16 protein-coding genes are annotated in these 13,808 nt (G+C 57.8%); 6 read left to right on the top strand and 10 right to left on the bottom strand.

Annotated features, from left to right (window positions below):
• Positions 1–30: 30 nt before the first annotated feature.
• The gene (locus AC5P9N_RS14440; RefSeq protein ID WP_033835198.1) at positions 31–474 is read right to left on the bottom strand and encodes a GNAT family N-acetyltransferase; all 444 of its coding nucleotides are present in this window, start codon (positions 472–474) and stop codon (positions 31–33) included.
• A gap of 339 nt (positions 475–813) precedes the next feature.
• Between AC5P9N_RS14440 and AC5P9N_RS14435 the strand changes: the two genes are divergently transcribed.
• Both AC5P9N_RS14435 and AC5P9N_RS14430 read left to right on the top strand, forming a co-directional pair.
• Entirely contained in the window at positions 814–1,224 is a 411-nt protein-coding gene (locus AC5P9N_RS14435) for a DUF3592 domain-containing protein (RefSeq protein WP_239498936.1), read from the top strand.
• Between the two features lie 337 nt (positions 1,225–1,561).
• Complete coding sequence (locus tag AC5P9N_RS14430; RefSeq protein ID WP_125894637.1) at positions 1,562–2,098, top strand: hypothetical protein; 537 nt, start codon at positions 1,562–1,564, stop codon at positions 2,096–2,098.
• Positions 2,099–2,764: 666 nt separating this feature from the next.
• Here AC5P9N_RS14430 and AC5P9N_RS14425 read toward each other — a convergent pair.
• Both AC5P9N_RS14425 and AC5P9N_RS14420 read right to left on the bottom strand, forming a co-directional pair.
• Entirely contained in the window at positions 2,765–3,253 is a 489-nt protein-coding gene (locus tag AC5P9N_RS14425) for a hypothetical protein (RefSeq protein WP_487250915.1), read from the bottom strand.
• Position 3,254: 1 nt separating this feature from the next.
• Positions 3,255–4,277, bottom strand: coding sequence for a toll/interleukin-1 receptor domain-containing protein (locus tag AC5P9N_RS14420; protein ID WP_099524403.1), 1,023 nt, complete (start codon positions 4,275–4,277; stop codon positions 3,255–3,257).
• Positions 4,278–4,451: 174 nt separating this feature from the next.
• Between AC5P9N_RS14420 and AC5P9N_RS14415 the strand changes: the two genes are divergently transcribed.
• The gene (locus tag AC5P9N_RS14415; RefSeq protein WP_072168248.1) at positions 4,452–4,784 is read left to right on the top strand and encodes a GrlR family regulatory protein; all 333 of its coding nucleotides are present in this window, start codon (positions 4,452–4,454) and stop codon (positions 4,782–4,784) included.
• A gap of 56 nt (positions 4,785–4,840) precedes the next feature.
• On the opposite strand, the gene AC5P9N_RS14410 is transcribed toward AC5P9N_RS14415, so the two are convergent.
• The 3 genes from AC5P9N_RS14410 to AC5P9N_RS14400 form a co-directional block, all read right to left on the bottom strand.
• A complete protein-coding gene (locus AC5P9N_RS14410; RefSeq protein WP_072168247.1) occupies positions 4,841–5,182 on the bottom strand; it encodes a hypothetical protein in 342 nt (113 codons plus the stop codon).
• Positions 5,179–5,490: a hypothetical protein gene (locus AC5P9N_RS14405; protein ID WP_088429177.1), complete on the bottom strand. Its 312-nt coding sequence runs from the start codon at positions 5,488–5,490 to the stop codon at positions 5,179–5,181. Before AC5P9N_RS14405 ends, AC5P9N_RS14410 begins: the two co-directional genes overlap by 4 nt.
• A gap of 68 nt (positions 5,491–5,558) precedes the next feature.
• Positions 5,559–6,335, bottom strand: a complete 777-nt coding sequence (locus AC5P9N_RS14400) for a hypothetical protein (RefSeq protein WP_164254651.1) — start codon at positions 6,333–6,335, stop codon at positions 5,559–5,561.
• Positions 6,336–6,466: 131 nt separating this feature from the next.
• Between AC5P9N_RS14400 and AC5P9N_RS14395 the strand changes: the two genes are divergently transcribed.
• Together AC5P9N_RS14395 and AC5P9N_RS14390 are read left to right on the top strand one after the other, a co-directional pair.
• The gene (locus tag AC5P9N_RS14395; RefSeq protein WP_164254661.1) at positions 6,467–6,769 is read left to right on the top strand and encodes a helix-turn-helix domain-containing protein; all 303 of its coding nucleotides are present in this window, start codon (positions 6,467–6,469) and stop codon (positions 6,767–6,769) included.
• A 37-nt stretch (positions 6,770–6,806) separates the two neighbouring features.
• Positions 6,807–7,136: a hypothetical protein gene (locus tag AC5P9N_RS14390; RefSeq protein ID WP_164254653.1), complete on the top strand. Its 330-nt coding sequence runs from the start codon at positions 6,807–6,809 to the stop codon at positions 7,134–7,136.
• Positions 7,137–7,222: 86 nt separating this feature from the next.
• On the opposite strand, the gene AC5P9N_RS14385 is transcribed toward AC5P9N_RS14390, so the two are convergent.
• Positions 7,223–8,614 (bottom strand): site-specific integrase, encoded by a 1,392-nt coding sequence (locus AC5P9N_RS14385; protein WP_495223839.1) that lies wholly within the window; start codon positions 8,612–8,614, stop codon positions 7,223–7,225.
• 952 nt (positions 8,615–9,566) lie between these two features.
• Here AC5P9N_RS14385 and AC5P9N_RS14380 point away from each other — a divergent pair.
• Positions 9,567–10,505, top strand: a complete 939-nt coding sequence (locus tag AC5P9N_RS14380; protein ID WP_164254657.1) for a hypothetical protein — start codon at positions 9,567–9,569, stop codon at positions 10,503–10,505.
• A 523-nt stretch (positions 10,506–11,028) separates the two neighbouring features.
• Here the strand turns inward: AC5P9N_RS14380 and AC5P9N_RS14375 are convergent.
• From AC5P9N_RS14375 to AC5P9N_RS14365, 3 genes are read right to left on the bottom strand one after another with little or no spacing between them, the layout of a single operon-like run.
• Positions 11,029–12,387, bottom strand: a complete 1,359-nt coding sequence (locus AC5P9N_RS14375) for a 5-methylcytosine restriction system specificity protein McrC (protein ID WP_164254659.1) — start codon at positions 12,385–12,387, stop codon at positions 11,029–11,031.
• On the bottom strand, positions 12,384–13,385 hold the full coding sequence (locus AC5P9N_RS14370; protein WP_080356682.1) for an McrB family protein: 1,002 nt from the start codon (positions 13,383–13,385) through the stop codon (positions 12,384–12,386). Before AC5P9N_RS14370 ends, AC5P9N_RS14375 begins: the two co-directional genes overlap by 4 nt.
• Positions 13,382–13,657: a hypothetical protein gene (locus AC5P9N_RS14365; protein ID WP_049469145.1), complete on the bottom strand. Its 276-nt coding sequence runs from the start codon at positions 13,655–13,657 to the stop codon at positions 13,382–13,384. The genes AC5P9N_RS14370 and AC5P9N_RS14365 overlap by 4 nt, the downstream gene beginning before the upstream one ends.
• Positions 13,658–13,808 lie beyond the last annotated feature (151 nt).

The following is a 13,808-nucleotide window of genomic DNA, read 5'->3' as shown; positions in this document are numbered from 1 at the left end:
GCCTGCGTGGATCCAGGGCGGTGCGGAGGGCTAGACCCTCCGCTCCATCTCCACAGCATCGATCCCGGCGCCGTGGCCATTGGAAACGATCCGCGTCACCTGGAAGCCCAGGCCAGCATAGAAGCCCTGGGTGTGCTGGCTGGTACTGAGCGTGATGCGCTTGATCGAGGGATCCGCTTCGGCCTGGCGCAGGCGTGCCAACGCCAGTTCCCGGCCCAGTCCATGCCGGTGCAGCGCGCGCTGTACCATGCCCCAGCAGAAACCGGCACTGCCGTCGCCGCGTCGCGACAGGCCGCCGCACGCCACGATGCTGCCATCTCGCTCGATGACCTGGAATGCACAGTCCATGGCCTGTTCTTGCAGGAAGCGCTCAAAGTCGCTGCGCTCTTCGGGCGCGAAGTAGGTGGGCACGTTGCTGTCGAAAATCGACAGGCAGGCGCTGGCATCGGCGGGGCGGTAGAGGCGGAGGTTCATGGAAAATGCCTTGGCGTTGCCCGGGCGCATTTCAACCGTCCAGACGTTGTCCTTCTCGAGGGGGGTATCGCACGACGAGGCCGCAGGGGCGCCGAAGTGCTCCAAGGTACATGGAGCGGAGTCGATCTTCTCACGGATGATTTCGCCCACTTCGAATGACTGTGCGGAACACAGGCGCCTGCACCAGGCGGGTGCGTCAGTGGCGAGGCGCATGCGGCCGCGATGGCATGCAGCGGGGCGCGGCGGCTCCTGGGCTATGCTTTCGACACGTGGGACTGACCGCGCGGCAGGATCCGCCGGCCCCATTCGTCTTCCTGCCTGCAACGGAGCTGCCCAGCGATGCCCGACCCTTCTCTTTCCCGGACTGCCCAGGTCATGCGCGGTCTGCTGTTTGGCGCGGTGGGGCTGTTGATCCTTGCCGTGGCCGCCTTCGAAGTGACGCATCGCCTTGAGTTCCTGCAGATCGCGCAGGCCGTCGATGGCCAGGTCGAGCGCCTGAACGCGGGCGGATCGCATCCGCAGATTGCGTTCACCACCGCGACCGGCCAACGCGTCTCTTACCCGCAGGGTGGCATGATCTTCGGCTATGAGCCTGGACAGCCGGTACGCGTGCTGTACGATCCGGCGCAACCGCGCCTGGACCCGGTCCTGGACACGTTCGGTGCGCTGTGGGGAATGACGGTCGTGTGGATGCTGCTGGGGCTGGCGTTCGTCGGCGCCTGCGTGCGGGGACTGCTCCGGCGCAGGTGACTCGCAGCGGATCGCGCGCTGTCGGCGGGCGGACCGTTGGACCTGCCCCTGGCGGCAGGGCCTGTTCAGTTCGGTAGTATCTGCCGCGCTTCCCGCCAGCCAAATAAAAAAGCCGCCCAGTGGGCGGCTTCTTCATTTATCTGGCGGAGAGAGGGGGATCGGATCAACTCCAACCTAACCCCTTGACCCTGCAACAGTTCGCAAACCGGACATGTGTCCTGTGTTGTGTCCCGCCATTGTAAATGAATCGTCTGGCTAGTATGCAGCTGCCCCTGCTAGGATCAGTGGCGAAACGCCCCCAGTTGGGTGGGGCCTCGCAAATGTCTAAGGAGCGGGCATGTCCGCAGCAACGTCGTCGCGCGTAGAGGCCTCTAAGCAGGGGGTAATCGTCATTTGCTTCACCGAGTGGGAGAACGGCGTGCCTGTTTTGCCGGAGCGTCAAACATCCCCAAGGTTTATCGTGATAGATGTGAATGGCCCGCCAGTTGTGCGATTCACTGGTGACTCGGCAGCGGAAGCATTTGGTTTCTTGCAGAGCGAGCAAAATCGAGAGTTGGCGCTTTTCAGCGATGGCGAACTTGATGCTGACTACCTTGTCAACGCCTTTGGCGTCTCGACCCTCTCTCCTGTAGAGGTATCGAGTGGCATTGTTGAGGGCAAGGTCGAAATAGTTGATCCGCTTGGAGATCCCTGCGAGAGACAGTTTTCCAACTCATTCGTTCAGGCAGGGATGGGGATCTCACCTTTATCCGGTGGTGTTCCTACCTTCACAATCCTACACGGGGCTGATTCTTTTGAGCAACTTCGATCGTTGAGGGGGCGCATTGAACCAAAAGAGGCTTTGCCTACTCGTCGCGGGCCACGTCTGCGTTAGGTGCGCTTTGGGATGGGTAGGTCTTCGGGACGTGATAAATGCTCTGATCTTGCCAGCGGGGGACTACGGATGGACCCCATGAGTAGAGGTGTTCCTGCCAATGTTCGATTGCTATGCGCACTGATTCGTCAGCCTCTGCTTTTGCATCGGCCGGGCTGACCCGGGTAAGTGCTGATAGGTAAGATTGGGTCCAGAAGTCTTCGATTTTCATGTGTCACTTTGGCTTGCAATGAAAGATGGGCCTTATTAGCAAAGAGTTGGCACAAGTCAAGCAAATCATCCTTTAGTGGCACATTGCCCTTATCCGTCCAATCGGTTCCATGCTTGCAATGCAGCTATTGAGTGAGCTGTGAGTCGAACAGAAACACCGGCAGCCCGCTCAGGGAGTAAAGGGCTAAAACAGGCACATCAGGCTTGGCACCGTCATGGTCCACCACTACCACTAAGTGAAACCAGTGTGCCTGACCTGAGCCACGCGCGCCCAGACCAGATACCCAAAAGCCGCCTTTCGGCTTGCGCGTCAGACCAAGACTGGCCCGAGGGCCTGTCCGAAAGGTCCAACGAATAGCATGGGGTGTGGCTCGTCAGTATTGGGCTATCCCATCGGCCATTAGCTAGCGCGGGAAGATGCGCGAGTAGCGCCCGGGAGAGATTGGTTCTGCGTGCCTAAAGTGCTTTGGGAAGCTGAGCATCGGCTGACGATCCAATCTTGAACAATACTCTTTTCTCAAGCCCCTGACCAAGGACGACCTGCCACCGAGTGAACCCGACGGAAATCTCCCCAGTAGAAGGAAGGTTGTCCTCCAAGATTACGAAGTCCTGGCCCCTAAACTCGCGCGATTTGGCGCAGACCGCCAATGAAGTCCCCTTCCGTATGAGATTGCCCACGGCGGCTTGCGTGTAGTCGGGGCTGAATACACTGGTCTCATCCATCTCGATGCGCACCGAGGGATACGCTAATCCAAACCAAGCATCAGCACCTTCCGATTCAAACCAGGAATACTGATGGTGTCGGCCCAACATGAGGCATGCGCTCTTCCCGCTTTGTGAGGTCCCGATGAGCAAGGGTTCGTCTAAGTGATTTCTAGGGAGGAGCAGCGAAAGCGGTGTGCAGGAACTTGCCGTTGCTACGTGAAAATCGCCTGTCGTAATCACGTCAGCGCCTCCTGGGATGTTTGCTGGAGCTTTGAAGCGGCCCGATCAGTTGCTCCCAGAGAAGCTCTGCCGCGCCTTGCTGGGTAAGCTTTTGATCGCGATTGGAGCCAAACGCCGACATTCCCATGCTAGTAAGGAATAAGGTTTGGTCATCGTGACCAATGGTGAGGGCCTCGTTGTAGGAGTTGCTGTCAAGCGTCTCGCCTTGCATGTAGTGAATGCCTCCGAGCATCCCGCCCAGATAGACAGTTGCCCGGGCCACGTCATGCCCGTCTTCGTAGACGGTGGCAAAGAATCGATTTGCGTCCACGCGCCGGAAAGTGCCCTCATAGCCTGGATTGCGCAACTGGAGTTCATTCAACGAATTCTCAAAGTGCTTGGCAATGTATTCAAAAGTCTCCGCTTTGAAGTGATCCTTGTCCCGCTGCGTGAACGCTTTAGCCAATCGGAGGTTGCTGGAACGCGGTCCTAAAGTTGCTTCGGGAGCGGGGTTGGTAGCCTCGGTTGGCGTAGTGGGGCGGGCAAGCCGCAGCGGAGCTGAGGCAGGCACTAGATCCGCTTTGGTTACGCCCATCTTTCGTGCATGCTCAGCCGCCACAGCGCGAACGGATTTAGCCACTTGCAAGAACGCGTCGTCCAGGTCTGCCCACTGCTTTACGGGCTTGCCATCGGTTGGGGTAGCCATAAGCTTCCCAAAAGGGGCGTGATGCCATTCGCAGGCCCGCAAGATGACAGGGATGACGGTTGCTTCGTCCGATTCGTGCCGCTCCAGCGCACGCTTCATTTCTCGGTCATAGCAGTAAGGAGAGGCAAGGAAGTCGGGACTGACTAGAAGAAGGATGATGTCATCGGAGTTGATGTGCTCATCAATCGTCTTATCGATCTCCTGGCCAGCGACGATCCTGCGGTCGTGCCACGTTTCGATAATCCCCTGATGCTTAAGCATTGCGAGCTGCTTCTCGAGCTGGTCGCGGAGTTCTTCGTCTGCGTGGCAATAGGAAAAGAAGACGCTAGGCAAGATCATGCTCCTTCGGGCGCTGGGGCGTAGCTACGTGGGATAGATTCTATCCAAAAGCAGGCGATTCTGGTTCATGGCACCAAACGTGCCATCCCACCCCTAAAAATCGCTGTTTGGCGTCGCGGCGGGTGAGACTAAGAGGTGATTTAATGGGGCCTCCAACCCAGTGGAGGTGTGAAAATGAAAGACGGCATTTACCACGTTCGCTTTTCGTCAAACATGCAGGGCGTGGGCGAGGGCATCGCTGTATTCAAGGGATCGGGTGTCAATGGGGGCGACTCTGGCTACACGTATTCAGGGGTTATGCAGAGCACCGACGCCGGCTTTACGGCCAAGCTGACTATCAAGCGCTGGGATCCGGGTTCTGAATCTGTGTTTGGTGGGCTCGACCAGTTCGAGCTCGAGTTCCGGGGCAGCGCAACTCCATCGGGCTTTGTTGCCAAGGGCAGCATCGTGGGGCACCCGGAAGCTACGTTGACAGCGGAAGGACGCTACTTGGTCCCTGCGGCCTAACCGTCCCCAACAAGAAGGCCCCCAAGTAGGGGGCCTTCTTGTTTCTGCAAACGCCATTAGGCTTGGGTCAGTTGTGCGTAAAGCACGAAAAGGAACATCGGCAGTCCGCTCAGCACTGCGAAGGCTCCAGCAGCGCCCAGCAAGGTGAGCACCGTCATGGCCCACCACTGCCACCAAGCGAACCCCTTATCCCTAGCCTGAGCCACTCGAGCCTCGGCAGGGTAGAGACGTCCTACCTTCCGTGTTCCTCGCCGGGCCATGAGCGGCCCGACAATGAACCCAAAAGGTCCAGTGAGGAGCAGGGCACCCGAATACCACCAGAAAAATCGGTCCCGTGGCGTCATGAGATTGCGGCGGGCGGGCACCGGCTGGTCAAGCAGGGGAGGGGGCCCGCTCATTTGGCGTAGGCCCTCCAGCTCCCTGACTCCTTCGCATACCTAAGGTTCTTGCTGACCGGAATGGGCACCTGGCGGCCGCCGATATCGATGGAGACTTTCCCCTTGGTGTCGCAGCGGTAGCCCTCCACGTCTTGGGCCTCGACGCATCCGGTCAGTTCGAAGTCGCGGATGTCGCCAACCCGTCCAGCCCCGCTTTCCTCCAGAAGGGTGGCGAGTGCCCTTTCGGCATCGTTAGTAGACGGCGGGCCACCGCAAGCAGTGAGGGTAAGTGCAATGGCCAAGCCGGCCAGAGGAAACCTTGCGTTCATGGGTCAATCCTTGAGGGTGATGATGGGGCGGCGGTAGGCCGCCCCGGACGGGTAGAGAAAGAGGGGGCTTACCGGTCTCGATTGCCTTCCGGCTTGAACCCCGCGATCCACATCCGGCTGTCCTTGAACGGAGTCAGCATCCCCGACGCGCCCGGGTGCAAGTCGGCGGTCTGGATAAAGCCGCTGACCCAGGCGACGCGAAGCGCCACATCAACGGCCTTGTCAGTCACGCCGGGGCGGCTGACGTTGACGACGAACGGCTGGCTGGGCGGGTTAGGGCCTGTAGACCGGCTGGCCCCTGTGTTGGTCTTGCTCGACGGCACTCGAACGCCCATCAGGCTGTCGCGACCTTTCCAGAGGGCGGCCGTGTTGAGTTCGGCGGTGTCGCCCAGGTCGTCTGTCTCGGTCAAAGCCGCGTTGGCGCACGTTCGGAAGGTTTCCACTGTAGAAGCGCTGGGGCTGGTCCAGATCTTCGCTTCGACCGTCCAGCAAGGCAGGGACGCCCCCCATTCCTGGAACGTCAACGCCACGCGGGGCCAGTCCAGCCGGCCTTGTTGTGCGAGCTGGTGGTTATCGGATTTGAACAGCCCCTGGATCTTTCCGGCCCCGCTGACAGGGGTGTAGATCGCTTCATTGCCGGCAGACTGAGTTCCGCTGGCCCCGGTGGGCTTCACTCCAATCATCTGGCCGCCAGCATCTTTCAGGCTCTTGCCCAGCTGTCGAAAGAAGCCCGGCTTCCCTGACTCCGGGTTGGGCTGGGTGGCTTCCTGGGCGGGAACGACATGGGCACTCAACAGCAGCGTGGCCGCCAGGGCGGTGGCCATCCTTGTCTGGTTCTTTTTCATGAAAAACCCCTGTGGTTAGTCGGGAGGGTGCTACATTTCATGAAGAGTCTGCCATGCAACGAGGGACCGCGTCATGCTGTCTACCCAGCTTTTCAACATTCGTTCACGTGCCCAAGGCTTCCCCCCGTTCATTGTTCGCCGCCCGCCTCAAGCAGGCCCGGGAACTGCGCGGCATCGCCAGCCAGCGAGCGTTGGGGGTTCTGATGGGGCTTGATAAGAAGCTGGCGAGCAGCCGGGTCAACCGGTATGAGACCGAGGTCAGCGGGATTGACTTGGATGGATTGGGGCGACTGGCTGAAGTGCTGGGCGTCCCCATGGCGTACCTCGTCGCCGAGGACGATCATCTGGCAACTATCGTTTTGGCCGCCTCCCAGTTGTCATCAGAAGATCGGATGCTTGTCGCCGAAGAGCTGCTCAGAAAGCTGGGTTATTAGTGCTGAGCTGTAATCTCTACTGTTAGAAAGGAATTTTATGAGCGCTGAAAAAGATATGCGGTCTGTAGTGATCCTCGGCGATGGAGAGGAGCCTTTGGTTGATGCTTTGAGTAAAGCAGAGCTGCCGGGCTGGGATTTTGAATCTAACGGTGACAAAGCCACAGGCACTCCCCAGTTTTCGCGCGGAGAGGTGAAAATCCGCCTTCATGTCCAAAACGAGTTCAGCGCAACTACGTCAAATGTTGCTCCGTTTGATGGGGCTGTAGACCAGGCTGGAGCAAAGAGCGCTTTGAAAGATCTTGCGGATGCTCTTGGGGCGGCTGGTTTTGCTGCGTATGTGACTGCAAGCGATCGCGATTTGGTTTAAGCGTCTAGTGTTCCCCATAGATTTCATTGGTTGAAATCTATGGGGCCTCGGCGATGGAGGGTCTGGCCTGACGCTGCCGCAAGTTTTTACGGGTAGAACTTCCGAGGGTCGGACAACGCCCCCTTGAACTGCCCCGCTTGGTAGACCGGAAGCACAACGTCAGGGCGATACTTCTCCAGGACTGCGATCTGCTTCGTTCGTGCCAGCGCGGGCTTCTTGTGGAAATAGGCCTCATGCAAGACCGGAACCTTCTTGCTGATGGAGTGGCCCGTGACCAGGGCGATGTCCTCATCGGCCACCCCCATGTGATGCAGCTCCGTGGCAAGGGTGTGTCGGAAGGCGTGAAACCCGACGCCTTTAGGAAAGCCGAGATCCTTCATGTATCTGCTGAACTGGTTGAGGACGCCTTGGCTGTAACGGGCGTTGGTGTCACCATTGTCGCGTCGCACGCCGGCAGACAGGTGGGGGAAGAGGCGAGGATGGCCGCAAGCGCGGATGTCCTCCACGAATGCCAGGAACCCCGCATCGAGCAGCGGTTGGGGAATGGGGAGCGTCCGAACGGCTGCTTTGCCTTTTAGGCTTTGGCGGCTCCGGTTCCTGTCTCTGTGGCTCAGGTCCGCGTCTACCGTCTTCTGGATCTTGATGCACCACACGCCTGCCTCTTGGACGATGTCGTTCAACTTCAGCTGAGCGACTTCATTGATGCGCGCTCCCGTGTGTAGTCCAATCATCGGCACCCACCACCGGTGGGGCGCTTTCATCGCCCAGGGGATGAATGTGTTGGGGGCAAAGATGCGACGCAGATCTTCTTCGTCAAACAAACGCTCTGCCTTGTCGGGGGCAATGACCAGGTCCTTCTTCGCCTCTGGGAAAAAGTGCATGGGAGAGCCCACAATGGCTTTTGCTTTTTCTAGTCGGCCAAAGAAGGTGACCAGGAACCGTCGGTGCTTTTCTACGGTGGCCGGTGCGGGCGGCTGGACGCAGAGCGCCTTCCCCTGAGCCACCGCCTGCTCATACGTGAAGTTCCGATACTGAGGGTCCGACTGGAGAAGCGGTGGAGCCCAACGCATCAGCTCCCAGAGTCGGTAGATATGCACGTGGTCGACCCGGGACACCGGAATATCCCCGCAGGCCATCAGGAGCATCTTCAGTGACCGCGCTGTGGCCTCGATGGTGTTGCGTGTCAGGCCCATGCGCTCGCGGTCAGCCAGGTAGTCCCGGATCTCGATAGACAGCAATCGAGCAGGGGCGGCCACGGGGAGAGGCTCAGGGTGGCGCGTGCCATTCTTTCCAAGGAGCGCTCGACGGGTCCGCTCGCAGGCGTCGTTGATGATCTCTTGAGCATGGATGGCTGCTTCTCGGCCAGTCACGATCATTTCGCCGATGCGGACGCGGCCGATGCGCACGTCTGTCAGTTTGAGCGTGCCCGTCGGGTCTGCGAGGTAGGAGTTGAGGTGTTTCGAGGTGGGGGAGGTCACTGCGTTGCTTCCATCTGAAGGATGGAAGTACAGATACTGCGGGCCTAGAAATCGTCAACGAAAAATCGGCTTTTTATTCACGGCCTTAGGCATCGCCTGAGAGGTGCCGTTTTGCACGTCGGCCTAACCAATCGTACCGCCCTAAAACACGGTGGCGTTTACATTAGAATCAATAACTTGCGCTGGTCAGGTCAGCCCATTTTCGGAGTCATTACCGTACTGTTTAAATGATATAACCTAACTAAACCCGCTTTTTAAGCTGAACGCTAAATAACTGGGGTAAGGGTTGTTAGTTTATCCCTGAGTTTTTCTTATGCTCGGCTTGCCACCACATGGTGGTGGGGGGAGACGGCATGGCGAAGAACGAACAGACTGGCCCGAAAGCAGCGGAGGCTTCTAGTGATGCGTTGCGTGACCGTCGAACTGGAAGCAAGTCGAAGACGGCGGCGGGCTCTGCCCTCAGCCAAACCCCCGACAAAGGAAAGAAGGGCAAGAATTAAGTCTTAGCGAAACCAGCGCCGCAGGGTGCTTGCTTCCTCCCAACCTATAGCCCCTACGTGAGGCCATTGAGCTAAGCTCTGGCAAGGGAAGGCGTTGGAGAGCAAGTGACTATCTTCCGGGTTTACGACATCGTGTGGGACGTGGATGGGGCGTCGGCGGCGCTTCCGTCCGAAGTCGAGATCGCCTGCGCTGACAGAGAGTCCCTGCCGGACGCTCTATCCGACGCCTACGGGTGGCTGGTCAAGGACTTTAAAGTGGGCCGGCAAACTAGGGCAGAAGACTAACCTTAGACGGCACGTCGGAGACCGCCTAGCCACCAGGCGGCGAAGCAACTCGATCGGTTCCATCGGTTCACCCCGCCCCTTGCGCACTGACCCAACGCCCAGCTCAGCTCGATTCGGCTAAGCTAGCGATATTGGTTGTCCCGCCAGCCGTAATCAAGGAAGACTCGATGGGTGTCCTAAACGTTTGTTGTTATCCAACCTCCATTGCTCTCAAGGCTGCTGATCATGCATATGTGTCTTGTGGAGACGGGGCGTATGCGTGGGGATGTTGGGGAGGAAATAGCGGTGGAACTGTAGTTCGTTCTGGGGCGGGCAGCACCACGCGTGCAGAGGCTATAGCCGGTGACAAGGGCCGAGCAGGCATAACTCACTACCTCATAAATGGCGTATGCCACCAGTCTGCGAACAGAATTCTCCTGCCAGCACGCATCACTGCTAACAATGCTCGTGGTCACCTGCTATCGGTTTCTATCTTCGGGCTGTTTGGGCGCCCCTCAGCGGGTCTCGGTCTCTTCCTGGCACCTTTGTATTTACATGGTTCGACATCGGGTGATCTAGATGCGTGCATTTACCAAGGAACTGCGGCTTCCTCTAATGCCCCGCCAGAGCAGGCCTTCATTGAAGCGAGCATCGCTCTTTACGGTAAAACATACCCAGAATTGCTGGTTAAAAGTTCTAATGGAACTGGTGGCAGTCAACAGGCTCCGGACCAGCAGGTGGGTGAGAATCAAGTCCAAAGAGCGGCTGAGTTTAACATTGAGAATTTCAAGCTATTTGTTAAATACCGCGCGGTAGCTAGAGGCCAGATGTTCAGCACCATTCAGTTCCATAAGATGATGGTTGCCCGTGAAGAATTTGAGCGATCGAGAGAAGTCATCGAGATTGAATTTGGTGAAATTGGCTCCGGCGGGTGGCAAGATTTCGTTAGGAAGTTTGATGATCTAACTCTGCATTTTCAGGACCGCCTCGCTCAGATCTTGCCGCCTCAGGACTACGAAGCTCTACTTGACATTTCTCAAGAGCGTCGCATGGTTCTCTCAGACCCCGAGATCGTTGAGAGCGTATATGCACCAGGTTCCAAACCAAGAGGGCCCGGCCGGAGATAGGCCTGAATACGGGCGGCGTTTGACCCAGGCTGAATACGATGAACGCGCAGCTGCTATTCACGAAGGGCTTGCGCCAATCCCTAGCAAGGCCGAGCGGCGCGCAGTGCGGCGCGCCGAGCTGGACTTGGTGATTGACTACGCATTGGGGGTAGGCGTTCCTCAAGGGCGGAGGGATGATATCTGGCGAGTCCAAGAAGAACTCCATGCGCGCAATATTGCTCACTTGCTTGCGGGGTTTTTGGTTTGCCCGGCTGATCCGTCTCGCTACATGGTTAGGGCGAGGGTGCGAAAGCTATCCAGGATTCTTGACCGTCAGAGCGTGTGCGCTTTCCTCGGGCTGAGTGCGCGAGACTACGACGCTCTTGTGTGACTAAATCACCTGGTTGAAGTAGGTGAGCACGGCGGACGACGGGCCCCAGGTGTCAAGGCGTGGATGCGTAGCCGGGGAAACCTTGGCTGCGATATTGCCGCGTTTTACGCCGCCCATTGGGCTCTAGTAGGCTAGGGTCTGTTTGTATGTTTGCTATGTTCCCGTTCGTAGGTGCGGAGCGACACGATCCATAAGCTGTTCAGTCGCCCTCCCAAGCTCCCCGATTAGGTCAGTTGTATTCAGGTCTATCGCCAAAACCGAAACATTGACCTTGCCAACTTTTCCGATCGCGATCACCGATGGCTTGCCCTGTGGACGCTGTGGAACGGCGATGATCGCGTGGCGAGCCCCATATACGCCTGCATACGTGACGACCTGTTCCACATCTGATCGGTCCGGCACCTTGCCGCCATACGGTCGGTATTTGACGTCCATCACTGCGATTGTTTTCTTGTTGTGCGTGATTACGATGTCGGGCTTCACCTCGATATTGCGCGCCTCTCGCAGCTTCGGATGCCGGTAAAGCCTGCGCTGATGTCCTTCTGCGTCATTGATGTTGCCGTCAAAGACGCCTAAGCCATGCGCCGCAAGTAGCTCGGTAAGGCGTGACCTTAAGAAGCACTCGAAGGTGTCCTCCAGGTTGACGACCACGGGGTTCAGTCGAAGCGCACCTCGCTCCGTAGGGTCAATCCCAACACCGGAAAAAATGGCTATGGCGAGGGCTGAGGCCTCGGCATACTCCGGTCGTCTGGCACACTTTTGCCCCATGGGCGTAAGCGCAATCTCTTTCAACAGTCGGTCATTGATGTGGACGCGTGAGAAGATAGTCTTGGCTTCAGCCAGTGCGGAGCACATGGCCGGGGCGCCTTTAGCTCTGCCAAGGCGTCGGTAGGCAAGGTAAAGATGGGAGAGAGTCGCAAGAACGACCCGATTTGCCGGGGTGTCAACGGTCCGTTTCCAGGCGCGCGAGACAGACACGGTCGGGTTGTGAGTGATGAGCTGTTGGAGTCGAGTTTGGATTGGCAGTGGGGTGCCAACCAACGTCACGCCAGTAGAAGTCTCCGGCGTGAAGTCGAAGTCCAATCCGTTTAGCCGAATAAGCTTGGCGAGATGTATTAGCCTTCCCGCAAGTAGGTCGGTCAGGTTGCTCGGCCTAAGCTCCCCTTGCCCATACCCGTAGTAGCCGAGTGGAATAGTGCGCTGCTTCCCTGACGCAACATGGGACAGAAGCTCGTGCATGACACTTATAGGAACGCGGGGCCGGACCTGGATGGCCACGTGTTCGTTCAGGGGAATAAACCCCACCCAAGAGGTTGCACGTAATTTGAGACGTCCGCCGTCAAGGGAGATCGCCAAATAGCCCGCCTTTTCAACCGCCGGATCAAGAACGAGCTTGTCCCCTTTGAAAATCCGGTCCGGCGCAATTTGGATTTCGCCGTGCTCAAAAACGGTATAAACCTCCGCGCCTCGTGATGCGTGCGGGAGGTCCGTTCTCGGGAGATTGAGGTTCATTCGGATTCTTTATTTGACCCAACTTCGTCCGCAGGTCCTGGCGCAGCCGGCCGGTTGGCTTTACGGGCCTTCCACGCGGTCTCGATTCGGGTGGCCTCAGGAGGATCCAAGCGAGTAACCCGTTTGATGTGGGGCCATATTTGGAACTTCCAGAGTCGGTCCAGCGAAGCTTCGTCTTTCACTCTTGAAAAGTAAGCGTGACCAACATGAATCATGCTGTTGCTGGAGCCTTGCAGTAAGCCGAAAAGCGCTCTGCAAAGTTCCTTGGTCTCTACGTCCGCTCCATTGCTATCCAAGATGCCTAAGAGTTCTTCTGCATTGGGCAACACCTCAATGTGCGCAAATCGGCGCTCCAGTGCGATGTCAAGTTCATCCACGGAGATGTCCCAAGGGTTCATTGTAGCGATGATGAACAAATTCGCCGGAATCTCGGTGATCTCCCCGGAGGCAAGATAAAACGGCCTGTCGCGCAGCGACATTTCAAGGTAGGTCAATGCTTCCCCCAACACCCGGGGAACATCGGCGCGGCTGATCTCGTCAATCACTAGGACATAGCTGTTTTCTTGGTCTTCTTTGGCTGCTTGCGCAATGGTGAGCAGATGCCTGTTAGCCCGCACAAAGCCGCCGGCGCCATCGGGCTCCCAGCCCTGCACGAAGTCCTCGTATTGATATCCGGTATGGAACTGGACAGACCTGATGCGATCCGGTGAGCCTGCAAGACGCGCTGCGATTTTTTGGGCATACCAGCTCTTGCCGGTCCCAGGCGGGCCACTTAGGATTACTCCTCCATAGCCGTCCATCTTGGCCTCGCTGACCGACAACCATAGAGGGTGCTCATCCGAAATTGCGTCTATGGTGATTTCGGACTCGGTTGATGGCGGCTGGTCCGCTGGCGAGGCCTTCGGGTCACCTTGTGCCGGTATCCCAAGTTCCTCCCTACTGTAGCGTTTATCTGGTTCGACCGATTGTTTCATTTGGATCGGCTGCGGAGCGTTCATCGAAACAGAGCCCCTTTGTAGAAAAATGGGGTGGAGTAGTTGGACGTCACCTCTTCTTCAGAGAGTCCAAACTCACGCTGGGTAAGGTCTTTGATGCCCTCGTAGCTCGCAATTTCAGGGGCCACCAAGTAGTCCCTGTAGAGAAACACGCCGAGCGCGTCGAGGGAAATCGGCCGGCCGTTCAAAAGATGCTGGAGTGCCAATGACTCATGCTTGGGAAGCAGGCTGAACGTGACTGGCGTCACTTCATTGTCGTAGCTGGCTACCTTCATCAGGGGGGCTACACCCCTCAGGGAGCTTGGCGCGTAGGACCCCGCCACATTTCTATTATTCGTGGGACCTCCAAAAGGTTTGATGTAGGGCACTTCTTCCGACATGCCATTCGCACGTAGGAATCGGTCGAAAAAGCTCTTGAAGTTCACC

This window comes from Stenotrophomonas sp. YJH_SMC_6 (assembly GCF_059371335.1).
The sequence above is the reverse complement of the archived record's forward strand: the minus strand, read 5'-3'. Positions and strand labels throughout refer to the sequence as shown.

Excerpts from the sequence above, each read along its gene's own strand:
- AC5P9N_RS14380 (WP_164254657.1), top strand. The coding sequence starts at position 9,567 with ATGGGTGTCCTAAACGTTTGTTGTTATCCAACCTCCATTGCTCTCAAG.
- AC5P9N_RS14405 (WP_088429177.1), bottom strand. The coding sequence starts at position 5,490 with ATGAACGCAAGGTTTCCTCTGGCCGGCTTGGCCATTGCACTTACCCTC.
- AC5P9N_RS14420 (WP_099524403.1), bottom strand. The coding sequence starts at position 4,277 with ATGATCTTGCCTAGCGTCTTCTTTTCCTATTGCCACGCAGACGAAGAA.
- AC5P9N_RS14370 (WP_080356682.1), bottom strand. The coding sequence starts at position 13,385 with ATGAACGCTCCGCAGCCGATCCAAATGAAACAATCGGTCGAACCAGAT.
- AC5P9N_RS14440 (WP_033835198.1), bottom strand. The coding sequence starts at position 474 with ATGAACCTCCGCCTCTACCGCCCCGCCGATGCCAGCGCCTGCCTGTCG.
- AC5P9N_RS14415 (WP_072168248.1), top strand. The coding sequence starts at position 4,452 with ATGAAAGACGGCATTTACCACGTTCGCTTTTCGTCAAACATGCAGGGC.
- AC5P9N_RS14410 (WP_072168247.1), bottom strand. The coding sequence starts at position 5,182 with ATGAGCGGGCCCCCTCCCCTGCTTGACCAGCCGGTGCCCGCCCGCCGC.
- AC5P9N_RS14375 (WP_164254659.1), bottom strand. The coding sequence starts at position 12,387 with ATGAACCTCAATCTCCCGAGAACGGACCTCCCGCACGCATCACGAGGC.
- AC5P9N_RS14365 (WP_049469145.1), bottom strand. The coding sequence starts at position 13,657 with ATGAAGGTAGCCAGCTACGACAATGAAGTGACGCCAGTCACGTTCAGC.
- AC5P9N_RS14435 (WP_239498936.1), top strand. The coding sequence starts at position 814 with ATGCCCGACCCTTCTCTTTCCCGGACTGCCCAGGTCATGCGCGGTCTG.
- AC5P9N_RS14400 (WP_164254651.1), bottom strand. The coding sequence starts at position 6,335 with ATGAAAAAGAACCAGACAAGGATGGCCACCGCCCTGGCGGCCACGCTG.
- AC5P9N_RS14390 (WP_164254653.1), top strand. The coding sequence starts at position 6,807 with ATGAGCGCTGAAAAAGATATGCGGTCTGTAGTGATCCTCGGCGATGGA.
- AC5P9N_RS14430 (WP_125894637.1), top strand. The coding sequence starts at position 1,562 with ATGTCCGCAGCAACGTCGTCGCGCGTAGAGGCCTCTAAGCAGGGGGTA.